Source organism: Haloferax prahovense DSM 18310 (assembly GCF_000336815.1).
In the GTDB taxonomy this organism is placed as follows: domain Archaea; phylum Halobacteriota; class Halobacteria; order Halobacteriales; family Haloferacaceae; genus Haloferax; species Haloferax prahovense.
The window spans coordinates 49,310-63,434 of record NZ_AOLG01000013.1 but is presented as its reverse complement, the minus strand read 5'-3'; the positions used below and the strand labels follow the sequence as shown (position 1 = coordinate 63,434).

At 68.2% G+C, this 14,125-nt stretch carries 16 protein-coding genes; 10 read left to right on the top strand and 6 right to left on the bottom strand.

Going from position 1 to position 14,125, the window contains the following annotated elements:
* Positions 1–35 precede the first annotated feature (35 nt).
* The 6 genes from ptfA (at position 36) to C457_RS20595 (ending at position 4,454) form a co-directional block, all read left to right on the top strand.
* Positions 36–500, top strand: coding sequence for a fructose PTS transporter subunit IIA (gene ptfA, locus C457_RS07575; RefSeq protein ID WP_004970773.1), 465 nt, complete (start codon positions 36–38; stop codon positions 498–500).
* A complete protein-coding gene (gene ptsH1 / locus C457_RS07570; protein WP_008093366.1) occupies positions 500–769 on the top strand; it encodes a phosphocarrier protein HPr in 270 nt (89 codons plus the stop codon). Before ptfA ends, ptsH1 begins: the two co-directional genes overlap by 1 nt.
* A gap of 3 nt (positions 770–772) precedes the next feature.
* Entirely contained in the window at positions 773–2,470 is a 1,698-nt protein-coding gene (gene ptsP / locus C457_RS07565) for a phosphoenolpyruvate--protein phosphotransferase (RefSeq protein ID WP_008093364.1), read from the top strand.
* Positions 2,467–2,943, top strand: coding sequence for a fructose PTS transporter subunit IIB (gene ptfB / locus C457_RS07560; protein WP_049913440.1), 477 nt, complete (start codon positions 2,467–2,469; stop codon positions 2,941–2,943). Before ptsP ends, ptfB begins: the two co-directional genes overlap by 4 nt.
* A gap of 164 nt (positions 2,944–3,107) precedes the next feature.
* A complete protein-coding gene (gene fba, locus C457_RS07555) occupies positions 3,108–4,100 on the top strand; it encodes a class II fructose-bisphosphate aldolase (RefSeq protein WP_008093360.1) in 993 nt (330 codons plus the stop codon).
* Positions 4,101–4,304: 204 nt separating this feature from the next.
* Positions 4,305–4,454: a DUF7557 family protein gene (locus C457_RS20595; RefSeq protein ID WP_004043442.1), complete on the top strand. Its 150-nt coding sequence runs from the start codon at positions 4,305–4,307 to the stop codon at positions 4,452–4,454.
* A gap of 57 nt (positions 4,455–4,511) precedes the next feature.
* Here the strand turns inward: C457_RS20595 and C457_RS21035 are convergent, their stop codons facing one another.
* Both C457_RS21035 and C457_RS07550 read right to left on the bottom strand, forming a co-directional pair.
* On the bottom strand, positions 4,512–4,637 hold the full coding sequence (locus tag C457_RS21035; RefSeq protein WP_255409903.1) for a hypothetical protein: 126 nt from the start codon (positions 4,635–4,637) through the stop codon (positions 4,512–4,514).
* Between the two features lie 106 nt (positions 4,638–4,743).
* A complete protein-coding gene (locus C457_RS07550) occupies positions 4,744–5,190 on the bottom strand; it encodes a DUF5799 family protein (protein WP_008093358.1) in 447 nt (148 codons plus the stop codon).
* A gap of 158 nt (positions 5,191–5,348) precedes the next feature.
* On the opposite strand from C457_RS07550, the gene C457_RS07545 reads away from it, so the two are divergent.
* Complete coding sequence (locus C457_RS07545; RefSeq protein ID WP_008093357.1) at positions 5,349–6,572, top strand: HAD family hydrolase; 1,224 nt, start codon at positions 5,349–5,351, stop codon at positions 6,570–6,572.
* A gap of 27 nt (positions 6,573–6,599) precedes the next feature.
* Here the strand turns inward: C457_RS07545 and C457_RS07540 are convergent, their stop codons facing one another.
* Positions 6,600–7,196: a hypothetical protein gene (locus tag C457_RS07540; RefSeq protein ID WP_008093356.1), complete on the bottom strand. Its 597-nt coding sequence runs from the start codon at positions 7,194–7,196 to the stop codon at positions 6,600–6,602.
* Positions 7,197–7,602: 406 nt separating this feature from the next.
* Between C457_RS07540 and C457_RS07535 the strand changes: the two genes are divergently transcribed.
* Together C457_RS07535 and C457_RS07530 are read left to right on the top strand one after the other, a co-directional pair.
* Entirely contained in the window at positions 7,603–8,049 is a 447-nt protein-coding gene (locus C457_RS07535; RefSeq protein ID WP_008093355.1) for a luciferase domain-containing protein, read from the top strand.
* A gap of 76 nt (positions 8,050–8,125) precedes the next feature.
* Positions 8,126–9,364, top strand: coding sequence for a mandelate racemase/muconate lactonizing enzyme family protein (locus tag C457_RS07530; RefSeq protein ID WP_008093354.1), 1,239 nt, complete (start codon positions 8,126–8,128; stop codon positions 9,362–9,364).
* 281 nt (positions 9,365–9,645) lie between these two features.
* On the opposite strand, the gene galK is transcribed toward C457_RS07530, so the two are convergent.
* From galK to C457_RS07515, 3 genes are all read right to left on the bottom strand, one after another.
* Positions 9,646–10,878, bottom strand: coding sequence for a galactokinase (gene galK / locus C457_RS07525; protein WP_008093353.1), 1,233 nt, complete (start codon positions 10,876–10,878; stop codon positions 9,646–9,648).
* The gene (locus tag C457_RS07520; RefSeq protein ID WP_008093351.1) at positions 10,875–11,456 is read right to left on the bottom strand and encodes an MOSC domain-containing protein; all 582 of its coding nucleotides are present in this window, start codon (positions 11,454–11,456) and stop codon (positions 10,875–10,877) included. The genes galK and C457_RS07520 overlap by 4 nt, the downstream gene beginning before the upstream one ends.
* An 85-nt stretch (positions 11,457–11,541) precedes the next feature.
* A complete protein-coding gene (locus C457_RS07515; RefSeq protein ID WP_008093349.1) occupies positions 11,542–12,177 on the bottom strand; it encodes a hypothetical protein in 636 nt (211 codons plus the stop codon).
* Positions 12,178–12,313: 136 nt separating this feature from the next.
* Between C457_RS07515 and C457_RS07510 the strand changes: the two genes are divergently transcribed.
* The gene (locus C457_RS07510) at positions 12,314–14,080 is read left to right on the top strand and encodes a globin-coupled sensor protein (RefSeq protein WP_008093347.1); all 1,767 of its coding nucleotides are present in this window, start codon (positions 12,314–12,316) and stop codon (positions 14,078–14,080) included.
* The last annotated feature ends 45 nt before the right edge of the window (positions 14,081–14,125 follow it).

Below are 14,125 nucleotides of genomic sequence, written 5' to 3'. Positions count from 1 at the left end.
ACTAATCTTTCCAGACCCGAACGAAGTACAATACAATGGACGTCACTGACATCAGCACCATCACACCGCTCGAACTGATATCGCTCGAAGAGCCGCCGGCGACGAAGGAGGGAGCCATCGAGTTCCTCCTCGACCTCGCGGTCGACGCCGGCCGCGTCGACGACCGAGACGCCGCGCTCGACGCCCTCCTCGAACGCGAGGAGGAGGCGACGACCGGCGTCGGCTTCGGCATCGGCATCCCGCACGCGAAGACCGACGCCGTCTCGAAGCCGACGGTCGCCTTCGCTCGCTCGACCGAGGGCATCGACTTCGACGCCATGGACGACAAGCCGGCGAAGCTCCTCTTTATGATTCTCGTCCCCGCGGCGGGCGGCGAGGACCACCTGCAGATTCTGAGCGCCCTCTCGCGGTCGCTCATGCACGAGGACGTGCGCGAGAAGCTCCTCGAAGCCGAGAGCAAGCAGACCGTCCAGGACGTGCTCGCCGAGGTGGTCGAGTGATGGAGCGGACCGTCACGGTCGTCCCCGAAGACGGGCTTCACGCCCGTCCGGCCTCACAGTTCGTCGAGACCGCGAACGAGTTCGACGCCGACATCCAGCTCGGGCGCGCCGACGAGGACGACCTCGTCCCCGCCGCCAGCATGCTCGCGGTCACCGGCCTCGGCGTCGGCCACGACGAGTCCGTCCGACTCGTCGCCGAGGGCGACGACGCGGAAGCGGCACTCGACGCCCTAGAGGACATCCTTTCGACGCCCGAAGCCAAACAGTAAGCTATGACCGAACGAACCCTCTCTGGCATCGGCGTGACACCGCTTTCGGGCGTCGGCACCGTCGTCTGGTACCGACCGGACGCCGACCTCCCCGAGCCGCCGGCACCGGAAGACGTGGACGAAGACGCCGAACTGGCGCGCTTCGAGGACGCCCGCGCGGCCGCCGAAGACGAACTCGAAGCCGAGCGCGAGCGGACCGCCGAACGCGTCGGCGAGGAGGAGGCCGCGGTGTTCGACGCGCACGTCCAGTTCCTCAACGACCCGCAGATAACCGACGGCGTCACCGACGCCATCGAGGGCGGACTCCCGGCCGAACACGCCGTTCAGGAGACGTTCTCCGAGTTCGTCGAGCAGTTCGAGAACATGGGCGGTCGCATGGGCGAGCGCGCCGACGACCTCCGCGACGTGCGCGACCGGCTCGTGCGCGTCCTCTCGGACGGCGAGCGGGTCGACCTCTCGTCGCTGCCGGAGGGGAGCGTCGTCGTCGCCGAGCGCCTCACGCCGAGCGACACGGCGCAGCTCGACCCCGAGCGCGTCGCGGGCTTCGTCACGGTGACGGGCGGCCGCACCTCCCACGCGGCCATCTTCGCGCGCTCGCTCGCCCTGCCGGCCATCGTCGGCGTTGGCGAGGAACTCCAATCCGTCGAGGACGGCACCGAAGTCGTCGTCGACGGCGAGTCGGGCGACCTCGTGGTCGACCCGACCGACGAGCGCAAGGAGGCCGCCGCGGCCGCCGCCGAGGTGGATATTCGACACGAGTCGGTCGAGACCGCCGACGGCGTCGACATCGAGGTCGCGGCCAACATCGGCACGCTGGCGGACCTCGGGCCGGCCGTCGACCGCGGGGCCGACGGCGTCGGCCTGTTCCGCACCGAGTTCCTCTTCCTCGACCGCGAGTCGCCGCCGGACGAAGACGAGCAGTACGAGGCGTACGTCAAGGCGCTCGAATCGTTCGAGGACGGCCGCGTCGTCGTCCGCACGCTCGACATCGGCGGCGACAAGCCGGTCCCGTACCTCGACCTGCCGGACGAGGAGAACCCGTTCCTCGGCGAGCGCGGCATCCGTCGGTCGCTCGGCCCGGACGCGGACCTCTTCGAGACGCAGGTACGCGCGCTTCTGCGCGCGGCGGCCAGCGCCGACGGGGCGAACCTGTCGGTGATGCTCCCGCTCGTCTCGACGGTCGAGGAGCTTCGCGCCGGCCGAGAGCGGTTCGAGTCGGTCGCAGCCGACCTCGACTCCGAGGGCGTCGAAAACGAACTGCCCGAGTTCGGCATCATGGTCGAGACGCCCGCCGCGGCGTTCATGGCCGACCGGTTCGCGCCGCACGTCGACTTCTTCAGCATCGGGACGAACGACCTCGCGCAGTACGTGATGGCCGCAGAGCGCGGCAACGAGCGCGTCTCCGACCTCGGCGACTACCGACAGCCGGCGGTCCTCCGCGCCATCGACGCCACCGTCTCGGCGACCGAGGGCGAGGACTGCTGGGTCGGCATGTGCGGCGAGATGGCCGGCGACCCGGACCTCACCGAACTGCTCGTCGGGCTCGGCCTCGACGAACTGAGCATGAGCGCCGTGACGGTGCCGCAGGTCAAGGCGGCCGTCGCGGAGACCGACACCGCGGACGCCCGTGAACTCGCGGAGCGCGTCCTGCAGGCCGACACCAAGGCTGAAGTCGCGGAAATCCTTACACTAGACCAATGAAACTCGTCGCAGTCACATCCTGTCCGACCGGAATCGCACACAGCCAGATGGCGGCCGAGAACCTCCTGCAGGCCGGCGAGCGCCTCGGCCACGACATCGACGTCGAGGTCCAGGGCGCGATGGGCACGCAGGACGAACTGTCCTCGGACGCCATCGCCGAGGCCGACGCGGTCATCATCACCTCGGACACGTCGGTCAGCCGCGACCGCTTCGACGGCAAACTCGTCGTCAAGGGGACGGTCAAAGACGGCGTCAACAACGCCGAGGCCGTCGTGAAGAAAGCGGTTGAACTCGCCGAGGCCGGCAAGACCGGTTCGGTCACGTTCGGAAGCGGCGACGACGGCGAGGACGCCGACGCCGACGCCGGCACCGACGACTCGTCCGGCGACGCCGCGGAATCGGACGAACCCGTGCGCCGCGGCGGCGACCCCGAAAAGGGGCTGTTCGCCCGGCTGAAGAAGCTGTTCTCGTAACGCCGCCGCCGGCTCTTCGTTTTTCGCTCGCCCGTCAGCGGCGGCGCTCCGCCCGCCGCCGAAAATTAACTCGAACGCGAACAAACGAAAACGTGCAGAATCGAAACTCGCTTCCCATACATTATTAGTCTCGCAGTCGTTGACGAAACCGAGGTGAACGCATAATGCCGTTCTACGGCGGGGAGGAACTCGCCACAGTGTACGACGAGGCGCTCGACGAAGGATTCGGCCTCATCGCGAGTAACATCGCGGAGCCGAACATTATGATGGGTCTCATGGAGGGGGCCGACCGGATGGACTCGGACCTCCTGTTGCAGATGAGCGGCGGGGCCTGTCGGTTCGCCGGTGACGGCGACGCCGTCGCGGGCCTGAAAGCCATGGGGAACTACATCGAGACCGTCGCCGAGCGGTACGACATCGGCGTCTTCCTCAACATGGACCACCAGACTGACCTCGAGTTCATCGAGCAGCAGATCGAACTCGACATCCCGTCGTCCATCATGATCGACGCCTCCCACGAGCCGTTCGACGAGAACGTCGCGACGAGCCGCGAGGTCGTCGAGATGGTTGAGGCCGCGGACTCCGACGTCCTCATCGAGGCCGAACTCGGCCAGATAAAGGGCGTCGAGGACGAAATCGAGGCCGAAGAGGCGTTCTACACGGACCCCGAGCAGGCCGTCGAGTTCGTCGACAAGACGGGCGCGGACCTGCTCGCCATCTCCGTCGGGACGCAGCACGGCGTCGCCAAGGGCAAGGACCTCGAACTCCGCCCGGACCTCGCAAACGACATCCGACAGGCCCTGCGCGACCACGGCCTCGACACGCCGCTCGTCCTCCACGGCTCTTCGGGCGTCCAGCCCGACCAACTGCAGGAGATGCTCAAACACGGCATCTGCAAGGTCAACAAGGACACCCGCTACCAGTACGAGTACACGCGCACCGCCTACGACCTCTACAGCGAGGACCCCAACGCCATCGTCCCGCCGGAGGGCGTCGAGGACGCCCGCGACACGTTCTTCAACGAAACGGAGTGGTCGCCGAACAAGGACGTGTTCGACCCCCGCGTCGTCGGTCGCGACATCCGCGAGCGCATCGCCGACGTGCACGCCGGTCTGACCGAGGTCTCCGGCAGCGCCGGCCAGTCCCTGTTCAAGTAACCCGCGCGGGCGGTGATTCGTTCACCGTCGAGCGTTCGCCGCGCCCGCACGGCGGACCGGAACCCGGTTGTCGTCTCCGCCCGGCACTCCGCCGGCTCTTCGTTTCGATACGCTTCTCGCCCAGCGGCGGCGCTCTCGGGGTTCGACGGCAGTCGAATTCGATGCCCCACGTCGCTTAAGGTGTCACGTGGCGTGAGTGTAGGTATGCCGCAGATTCACCTCGACGACGAGACGGTCGCCCGACTCGACGCGCTCCGCGAGGACGACGAGGAGTACGACGACCTCATCAACGAACTGATGAACATCTACGAGGCGAGCGAGCGGACGCTGTTCCACGCCGGCGACGAGTACTGAGCCGTCGCCGCCGACGCTCGGCCGTCCGACCGGTTCGTGGTCGCTCGCGGTGGTCCGTTACGAACCGAGCCACCGCGCGAGCGCTCCCGCGAGGAGCACCAGTGCGCCGGCGATAAACGTGCCGGGAATCGGAAGCACGAACAGGAGTCCACCGAACGCGAAGATCAGCGTTGACGGTCTCATCTAGCAGCGACGTTGCGCCCGCGCCTGTTACGAATTGTGGCCCTCGAACGGAATGTCGACACCGGGACCGGGTGAGCGCTCCCGTCGCGGCCGGTCGCCCGGCCCGCTATTCGAGGTAGCTGACGCGGACCTGATTCCACTTGCCCTTCTTTTCGAGGTGGTCTTGGAGCGCGTCCGCGTACTCTTGTGTGAGTCGTTCCGCGTCCTCGAGTTTCTCCTGTTCGCCCTTCTTGCCGCCGCCGCCCATGCCGAGCGCGCCCTTGATGGAGTCGACGATGCCGCCGCCGGACGACGAGTCGCCTCCGCCGCCGCCGCCCATCGCGCCCATCTGGCTGCGGATGTTGTCGAGTTCGGGGATAATCTGCGGGACTTTCTCCGTGTCGGCGACGATGCGCGCCTCCTCGGGGTCGTCCGCGTTCTCGATTTCGAACTCCGTCGCCGTCATGATGAGACCCCACTCCTGACTGTTGAACCGGGAGTTCATCACCTGCTCGTTGAACTCGCGGTCCACCGTCATCCGGTCGCCGACGATGCTGTCGGTCCAATGTGCCATGTGCACACGTCGTCGGCCGGTCGGTATCAGAGTTGCGGGGCCGACCGGCTCCGGAGGCGACCGACCGCGGAGGCGACCGCGTCCCAGTCAGCCGACGAGACGCCGGGACGGATTGCCTCCCACGCGGGTTTAATGCGGTTGGGTGACGACCCCGAATCATGGAGCGGTACGACCTCCTGTACAGACTGTACGGGAACTTCGACGCGGACGCGGTCCGGGACGCACAGGACTTCGTCGACCTCTTGCCGCCGCTCGGCTCGCCGGTGGCGCTGTCGCACTGGCAGGCGGTCGACGACGAACTCACGGCGAAGAAAGACCGCATCCGCCGGGCGCTCTCCGACGGCGACCGCTACGCCGAACTCGCCGCGCGCGCGACGCGGGACCAGGCCTTCACCGCCCTCGACCTTTACACGAAGTACGGCCGGGCCGTGAACGCGCTCGTCCTCGACGTGGACGAGACGCTGCGCTCTGCGGGACAGACCGACAACGAGATTCCGCGCGAGGTGCTGCACCTCCTCACCCAGTTCCACGAGGAGGGCGTCCCCATCGTCATCTGCACCGGCCAGACCTTGGAGAACGTCAAGGGCTTCGCCATTCAGGGATTGGGCAACGAACTCGTCCACTCGGGGAACGTGAGCATCGTCTACGAGGCGGGCACCGGCGTCTTCACGCCCGGCCACGGCTCGGATACGAAGCGCCTTCTCTACGAGACGCTCGACGACCCGGTGCAGTCGGTCTTCGAGTCGGTTCGCGGGCGCGTCATCAGCGACCTCCCCGACGCGCTCCGCGGTGGCGTTCACCTGCAGGGCAACGAGTTCAACGTCACGCTCAAGCCGAACTTCGAGACCGGCAGCGACGACGCCGAGGAAGTCATCGACGGCGCGCTCGTCTATCTGCTGGACCTCCTCGGCGAGGCGCTCACCGACGACCCCGCCGGCCCCGACTGGGCGCGGGCGTACTTCGCGGAGCGCGACCCTGAGATAGCGGGCGTGCTCGACGACCGCGACGCGCTTCCCACCTCGGAGGCGGCGGAGATTCCCGATGACGTGAGGCGGACGCTGGAGCGCGTGACGGTCGCGTACTACCACGCCGACGCCGCGGAACTCTCCGCGGTCGACCTGAACAAGGCGGCGGGCGTCCGCGCCGCGCTCGACGTGCTCGGAGTGGACGACCCGTTCGTCCTCGTGATGGGAGATTCGAAGTCCGACCTCGACGTGATGAGTTGGGCCGCCGAAAACGAGTGCGGGCTCGCGGCCGCCCCCGAGCACTCTTCTCCGGGTGTGCTCGAACACGTTCGCGAGACCGACGAACTGGTGTTTCCCCGCGGCGACGCCGCCTCGGTGCTCCGGACGGCCTACGCGCTCAATCTCTTGGTCGACTGAGGGTGGGGCGCCGCACGGTGTCTCAGCTCACACCGTGCACATTCCGATGTCGTCACCCGAGTCGTCGTCGGTCGAATCGTCCGAAGACGAGCCGCTGTCGTCGGTGTTCGAACCGTCGTCGTTCGAGTTGTCGTCGGTGTTGTCATCGTTCGAACTGTCGGCGGACGAACTGTCGTCGGTGTTGTCACCGTTCGAACTGTCGTCACTCGAGTCGTCGTTCGAACTGTCGTCACTCGAGCCGTCGTTCGAGTCGTCGCTGTTATCGTTCGATCTCGAACTGCTGCGTTTCTTCGAGGACTTCTTCGTCGTCGAGTCGGTGTCGTCGTCGGCAGCGTCGGTTTCGACCGTCTCGAACGCGCCGGTCGCGTTCTCGGAGTCGTCCGCGGACGAGCCGCCGTCGGTATCGTCGGCGTCACCCGAGTCGTCGCCGACGACGGGCTCTTCTTGGATTTCGATGTCCTCGTCCGGCGCGTCGCCGGCGGGGTCGGTCACGTCGGCGCCGATACTTCTGTCGGCGTCGTCGGCGGGAGCGGGCGTCTCGGGCGTATTCACGCCGCCGGAGAGGAGGGCGAACACGACGATGACGAGGACGACGGCACCGACGCCGAGTTGGCCGAGGTTCATCGCGCGGCCTCCCGGGAGTCGAAGTCGGGACCCTGTGTCGGTACATCGGTGGCAGTCAGAGACATGGTTCGTCCCGTTATTTGCGTCCCGAGGCTTTCGTTACGAATCGTCTACCCCGGACACCGCAGTAGTTCGGGATTCCGTCGGTCTGAGAGCGCGCCCCGCGACGAGGCCCCGACGCGAAGTCGTCGCGGGACGCGAAAATTCGCGTTCCTAACCCGTGTTAATCCGCGAATACCGCGCTGGTCTGAGTGTCTATTTTCGATTGACTCTCTCTGTGAACTGAATATCTGGAAATCCTGTGGTTATCGCCCGACTACGGAGTGTTTGACGGACGGTGTCTGGGCCGACACTCCCCGCCGGTCCGACTTCGCAGTTATCTCCTCGGAACGCGTACATTCACCGAATGACTACCTCCATCGACAGAATCGTCTCACGGGTCTCGCGGTGGCCCGGCGTCGAGACCGCGCCGCACCGCTTCGGGGGAACGGAGTTCCTCGTCGCCGGCCGGGAGATCGGCCACGTCCACGACGCGGGCGTCGTCGACCTCGCGCTCACGAAACGCGCCCGCGACGTGCTCCTCACCGACGGCCTCGCGGACCCCCACCACGTGCTCCCCGACTCGGCGTGGGTGACCTACCGCGTCCGGAGCGCCGCCGACGTGCCGGGCGCGATGCGCCTGCTCAGGCTCGCGTATCTCTGGCGACTGCTCGCGCTCCGCCGCCGCGGCGTCGACCTCGATCCGGCGATTGACCCCGACACCGACCTCCGGCGACTCGGCCTCCCCGCCGACCTCGACGCGCTCGTCCGAGAGACGTTCCGCGACACGCTCGACCGACGTGCGCCGGTCTAACTCCGTCCCCGCGGGTCACCGAGCGACGGCTGTCTCGGTCGGAAAACTTTACTAATCTACGAGTAAACCTCTCCACATGGGTAAGAACTACGCGGAGTTACACGATCCGAACGCGGAGTACACGATGCGAGAGCTGTCGGCGGAGACGATGGGCGTGACGGCCAAGCGCGGCGGCGGCCGCGACGTCGAAATCACCGACGTGCAGACGACGATGGTCGACGGGAACTTCCCGTGGACGCTCGTCCGCATCTACACCGACGCGGGCGTCGTCGGCACCGGCGAGGCCTACTGGGGCGCGGGCGTACCCGAACTCATCGAGCGCATGAAGCCGTTCGTCATCGGCGAGAACCCCCTCGACATCGACCGCCTCTACGAGCACCTCGTCCAGAAGATGTCCGGTGAGGGCTCCGTCGAGGGCGTCACGGTCACTGCCATCGCAGGCATCGAAATCGCGCTCCACGACCTCGCGGGCAAGATTCTCGACATCCCCGCGTACCAGCTTCTCGGCGGGAAATACCGCGACAAGGTCCGCGTCTACTGCGACTGCCACACCGAAGAGGAGGCCGACCCCGAAGCGTGCGCCGACGAGGCGGAGCGCGTGGTCGACGAACTCGGCTACGACGCACTGAAGTTCGACCTCGACGTGCCGTCGGGCTTCGAGAAGGACCGCGCGAACCGCCACCTGCGCCCCGGCGAGATTCGGCACAAGGCCGAAATCGTCGAGAAGGTGACAGAGCGCGTCAAGGACAAGGCCGACGTGGCGTTCGACTGCCACTGGACGTTCTCGGGCGGCAGCGCCAAGCGCCTCGCCGCCGCGCTCGAAGACTACGACGTGTGGTGGCTCGAAGACCCCGTGCCGCCGGAGAACCTCGACGTGCAGGAGGAGGTCACGAAGTCCACGCTCACGCCCATCACGGTCGGCGAGAACCGCTACCGCGTGACGGAGCTTCGTCGGCTCATCGAGAAGCAGGCCGTGGACATCGTCGCGCCCGACATGCCGAAGGTCGGCGGGATGCGCGAGACGCAGAAAATCGCGGACGTGGCGAACCAGTACTACGTGCCGGTCGCGATGCACAACGTCTCGTCGCCGGTGGCGACGATGGCCTCCGCGCACGTCGGCACGGCGATTCCGAACTCGCTGGCGGTCGAGTACCACTCCTACGAGCTGGGCTGGTGGGGCGACCTCGTCGAGGAGACGGTCATCGAGGACGGCTACATCGAGATTCCGGAGAAGCCGGGCCTCGGCGTGACGCTGGACATGGACACCGTCGAAGAACACATGGTCGACGGCGAGACGCTGTTCGACGAGGAGTGAAACGACTCGTCGAGCCAGCAGCACACCGTGCTGCGCTGTTTGACGAGGAGTGAAACGACTCGTCGAGCCAGCAGCACACCGTGCTGCGCTGTTTGACGAGGAGTGAAACGACTCGTCGAGCCAACAGACGCGTAGCGTCTGTTATGTTCGACGAAGCGTAAGCTTCGGCGAGCCGGCGAATCTCCGATTCGCCTCGTTCGACGAGGCGTAACCGAAGTCGAACTCGCGGACCCGCGTTCGATTTTTTCCGAGGCTCAACGCGGAGCCGTCGGCTCGTCTCCTCACTCCTCGTCGACCAGCCGAACGCCACCGGAGGGGCGACAGGCGAACACGTTGGCGTCGGGGCCGACGCGCTCGGGGACCGCGTCTCGAATCGTGCGCGCCGCCCGGTCGAGCGCGTCGGCGTCGACCAGCGCGACCGCGCTCCCGCCGAAGCCGCCGCCGGTCATCCGCGCGCCGTAGACGCCCGGCGTTTCGGCGGCGAGTTCGACCGCCGCGTCGAGCTCCGGACAGCTCACTTCGTAGTCGTCACGCAGGCTCTCGTGGGCCGCGAGCATCGCGTCGCCGACGCGGTCGAGGTCGCCGGCGGCGAGCGCGTCGCGGGCGCGGCGGACGCGCTCGTTTTCCGTCACGACGTGTCGAACCCGGCGGCGGTGTACCGGATCCAGCGCGTCGGCGTGGGCGTCGAGGAGGTCGCGGTCCACGTCCCGGAGGGAGTCGAGGTCGCGGTCGGCGCACTCCCGGAGGCGGTCGAGCGCCGCTGCGCACTCGCGGACGCGGTCGTTGTAGCCCGACTCGGTCAGTTCGTGGGAGACGCCGGTGTCGATGACGAGGACGCCGACGTCGTCGCCGACCGGCACCGACTCGAACTCGCGGGTTCGGCAGTCGAGAAAGAGCGCCGAGTCGGCTTCGCACAGCGCCGCGGAGAACTGGTCGAGGATGCCGCACTCGACGCCGACGCCCTCGCGCTCGGCCCGCCAGCACGCCAGCGCGAGGTCGGCGGTCGGGAGGTCGCGCCCGGAGACTGCGAGAAGCACGCGGCCGACTGCGAGTTCGAGCGCGGCCGACGAGGAGAGGCCCGCGCCCGTGGGCACGTCGGAGGCGATGGCGAGGCCCGCGCCGCCGACGGGGCCGTCCTCGCGGAGGACGCGAGCGACCGCGGCGACGTAGGCGACCCACCCATCGGGGTCGTCGTTGGGGGCGAGTTCGGCCGTCTCGTCGAAGTCGGCGGCGCGGACGCGGAGCCGGTCGTCGTCTCGTGGACGGGCCGCGACCGCGACGTGGCGGTCGACGGCCATCGGGAGGCAGAGGCCGTCGTTGTAGTCGGTGTGGCCGCCGACGAGGTTCACGCGACCGGGGGCGACGGCGACGACTGGGTTCGCAGGCTCGGTCGGCTCCGGGGGCGAAGTCGAATCGGAGGCGTCGCCGTCGGCGCTGAGCGCCGCGAGAGCAGCCTTCGCGCGTTCGACCGGGGTTCCGGCGGTCGCGTCGTCAGCATCGTCGTCGCCGGTCATACGTGGCCGTCCCCGTGCGGTTCCTCGGCACTCGTCCCGCCTTCGTCGGCCGCGACGGCCTCGCCGCCGAGTCGTTGGGCTATCTGCCGACCCAGTTCGCGCGGGTTCGCCTCGGTCACGCGGAGGTCGTCGCCGACGGCGACCCGGCCGGGCGAAAGCACGTCCGCGCAGATGCCGCCGCGGGACTCGCGGAGGGCGTCGCCTACGTCGTCGCCGACGAGGTCCGCGAGGTGCGCGCAGGGCGGTCTGCGCTTCGTTCCGCGGAGTTCGGCCCCGCCGAGTTCGAACGTCGCGTCGAGCAGAGCGTCGAGGTCGACGCCGCGGACGACGACGTTCCGGCGGTGCTCGCCGGCCGAGAGGTCGAGGTCGTACTCGCGCTTCGCGTCGTCCAGCACCGCGGCGTCGACGAGCGTCACCTGACAGCCGTCGGTCGCCGAGTAGAAGCCGTCGCCGTCGAAGTAGCGGTCGCTCTCGATACCGGCCTCGGCGACCGCGACGGTCTCGTGGGAGACCATCGGTTCGCCCTTCGACGGCGCGGTGTACAGCGCCTCGACGCGTCCGCGGACCTCGGAAGTCATACCTCCGGCTACCACTCCGGGACACGAATAGGTTGGGTCGGTGAGGCGAGGTGGTGCAGTCCGGGTTCCGAAGCGCCGAGCCGACTCAGCAGAGCGGCTTCGGGTCGACGCCGAGTTCGGCGAGGCCGTCGGCGTAGTCGTCGTACGCCAGCTGGACGACGTACTCGGCGACCATCCGGGCGCGCTCCCAGTCGTCGTCGGTCTCACAGCGGTCGGCGAGGAGGTCCAGCCCGGTCGCAAGCGTCTCTTCGGTCTCGGCTTTCAGCTCGCGGAAGAGGTCGGCGCGGGGCTCGTCGGCCTCGTTGACGAAGAAGCCGATGACCTGCGTGTGGGTCCGAACCGAGACGAGGCCGCGACCGACCATCCCGGCGGCGGCCCGCTCGACCGTGTCTTCGCGCCCGCGGAGGTACGCGTGCATTACGCCCGGTTCCTCCGGGAGATCGACCTCCTCGTCGAGCGCGTCGAGGACGCGGTCGAGGTGCTCGGCTTCTTGGGCCGCGGTGGCCTCGAAGGCGGCTCTCGCGTCGTCGTCGGGCTCGTCGTCGGCCCACGCCTTGAACGTCCCGCGGGCCGCGTGCTCGGAGTACGCGGCGGCGCGGAGCACCGCCGGTTCGGAGAGGTCCGCATCGGTCAGCGCCAACAGGAGCTTCGACGAGCCGAGTCGGTCGAGTTGCGTCCGTTTCGCCGCCTCGACTGACTCGCGGAACGAATCGGCGTCCATACCGCCCATCGGTCCGCCAGTCACCTGAACATTCGGACCGGTCCACGAATGCGGGGCTCTCACGGCAATCAGCACCGGTATCATTCGTGATACTCCGCGGTGAGACTTGAAATACTGGAACCTATTGGGAACGGGTATGACGAACTCCTCGGCACCAGTCGACGCCAACGCGCGAGCGCGTGTCGACGGGGATGCGCTACTCTCAGAACTGGACATCGATGCGGCGGAAATCGACCGCCGGAAGTCGTTCGTCCGCCTCTCGGCGGCGGACGAGCGACGATTGAGCGACCTCCAACCGCTCTTCGACGAGTTCGCGGACGAGTTCGCCGCGGAGTTCTACGACCACCTCGGCGAGCACGCGGCGGCGACGACGTTCTTCGGTCGCTCGACGAAGAACACGGAGATGCTGCAGGCCGACCAGGCGACGTACCTCCGCGAACTCGGCCGCGGGGAGTACGGCGAGGACTACTTCGCGAAGCGGGCGCGAATCGGGAAGTTACACGACATGATAGACCTCGGGCCGAAGTTCTACCTCGGCGCGTACTCGGTCTACTACGAGGGCATTCTCGGTGCCGTCGCGGACGAGGTGAAAGCCGAGTTCACCGGCGGCGGGCGGACGGTCGGCGACGCGTTCGGCGCAGACGGCGACGGTGCGGGCGACGCTGAGGACGGTGGCGGTCTGCTTTCCGGGCTCTTCGGCGGCGCGGCCGGCGTCTCAGGTGGGCTCCGCGGCGGCGACGACCGGGTCGAAGACGCCGTCGACGAGGTCGTCGCGCGCATCCTCCCCGTGCTGAAGCTCCTGTCTCTCGACCAGCAGGTGGCGATGGAGACGTACATCCACTCGTATAGTCAGGCAGCGCGGGAGGCGGCCGAGCGCCGACGCGCCCTCGCAAACGAGGTCGAAGCCGACGTGAGCGAGCCGGTCGAGTCGCTCCTGCGGACCTCCGAGGAGGTCACGGAGCGGACCGACGATATCGAGACCACGGCGCGGGCGCAGGCCGACGACATGGCGACGGTCGCCGCCGAGGTGTCGGACATGAGCGCGACCGTCGAGGAGATTGCGGCGACCGCGGAGGAGGTCGAGCGGACCAGCGCCGACGCCGCCACGCGCGCCGCCGAGGGCGAGGACGCGGCCGACGAGGCCATCGACGTGATGCGCGACGTGAGCGAGGCCGCCGAGACGGCCTCCGAGGACGTCCAGCAACTCCACGACCAAATCGCGGAGATAGACGAGGTGCTCGACGCCATCAACGACATCGCGGAGCAGACGAACCTGCTCGCACTCAACGCCTCCATCGAGGCCGCCCGCGCCGGCGACGCGGGCGAGGGGTTCGCCGTCGTCGCCAGCGAGGTCAAGAACCTCGCGGAGGAGTCGCAGGCCCGGGCCGCCGAGGTCGAGGGCACGGTGGGCAACATCCAGTCCGAGGCGCGGGAGACCATCGAGAGCCTCTCGCAGACGACCGGCCGACTCTACGACGGCATCGACCGCGGCGAGGACGTGATGCGCAGTCTCTCGGACATCTCGGCGGCGGTCGAGCAGGCGACCGTCGGCGTCGGCGAGGTCGCCTCGGCGACCGACGACCAGGCCGAGAGCGCCGAGCAAATCGCCGGCATGGTCGACGACGCGACGGAGCGCGCGACCGCGGTGTCGGACCAAATCGGCGAAATCGCCGACGCCAACCGCTCGCAGACCGAACAGGTGCTCTCGATTCGCGACGCGGCCGCGCGACTCGGCGGCGGCGAAACGGGCGGCGCTGGCGGGGCGGGAACGCCCCTCGAACCGAACTCCGACACTCCGACAACCGGTGGTGTCGACGGCCCGCCGGCCGGCGTCCGCGACGAATCCGGCTTCGACGAACCGCCATCGAGACGCCTGAGCAACGACGGCGGAACGTCGGAGTAGCGCGTCACTGTTCTCTCTTCGGTCCGCGTAGCGTTCTTGCGGCCG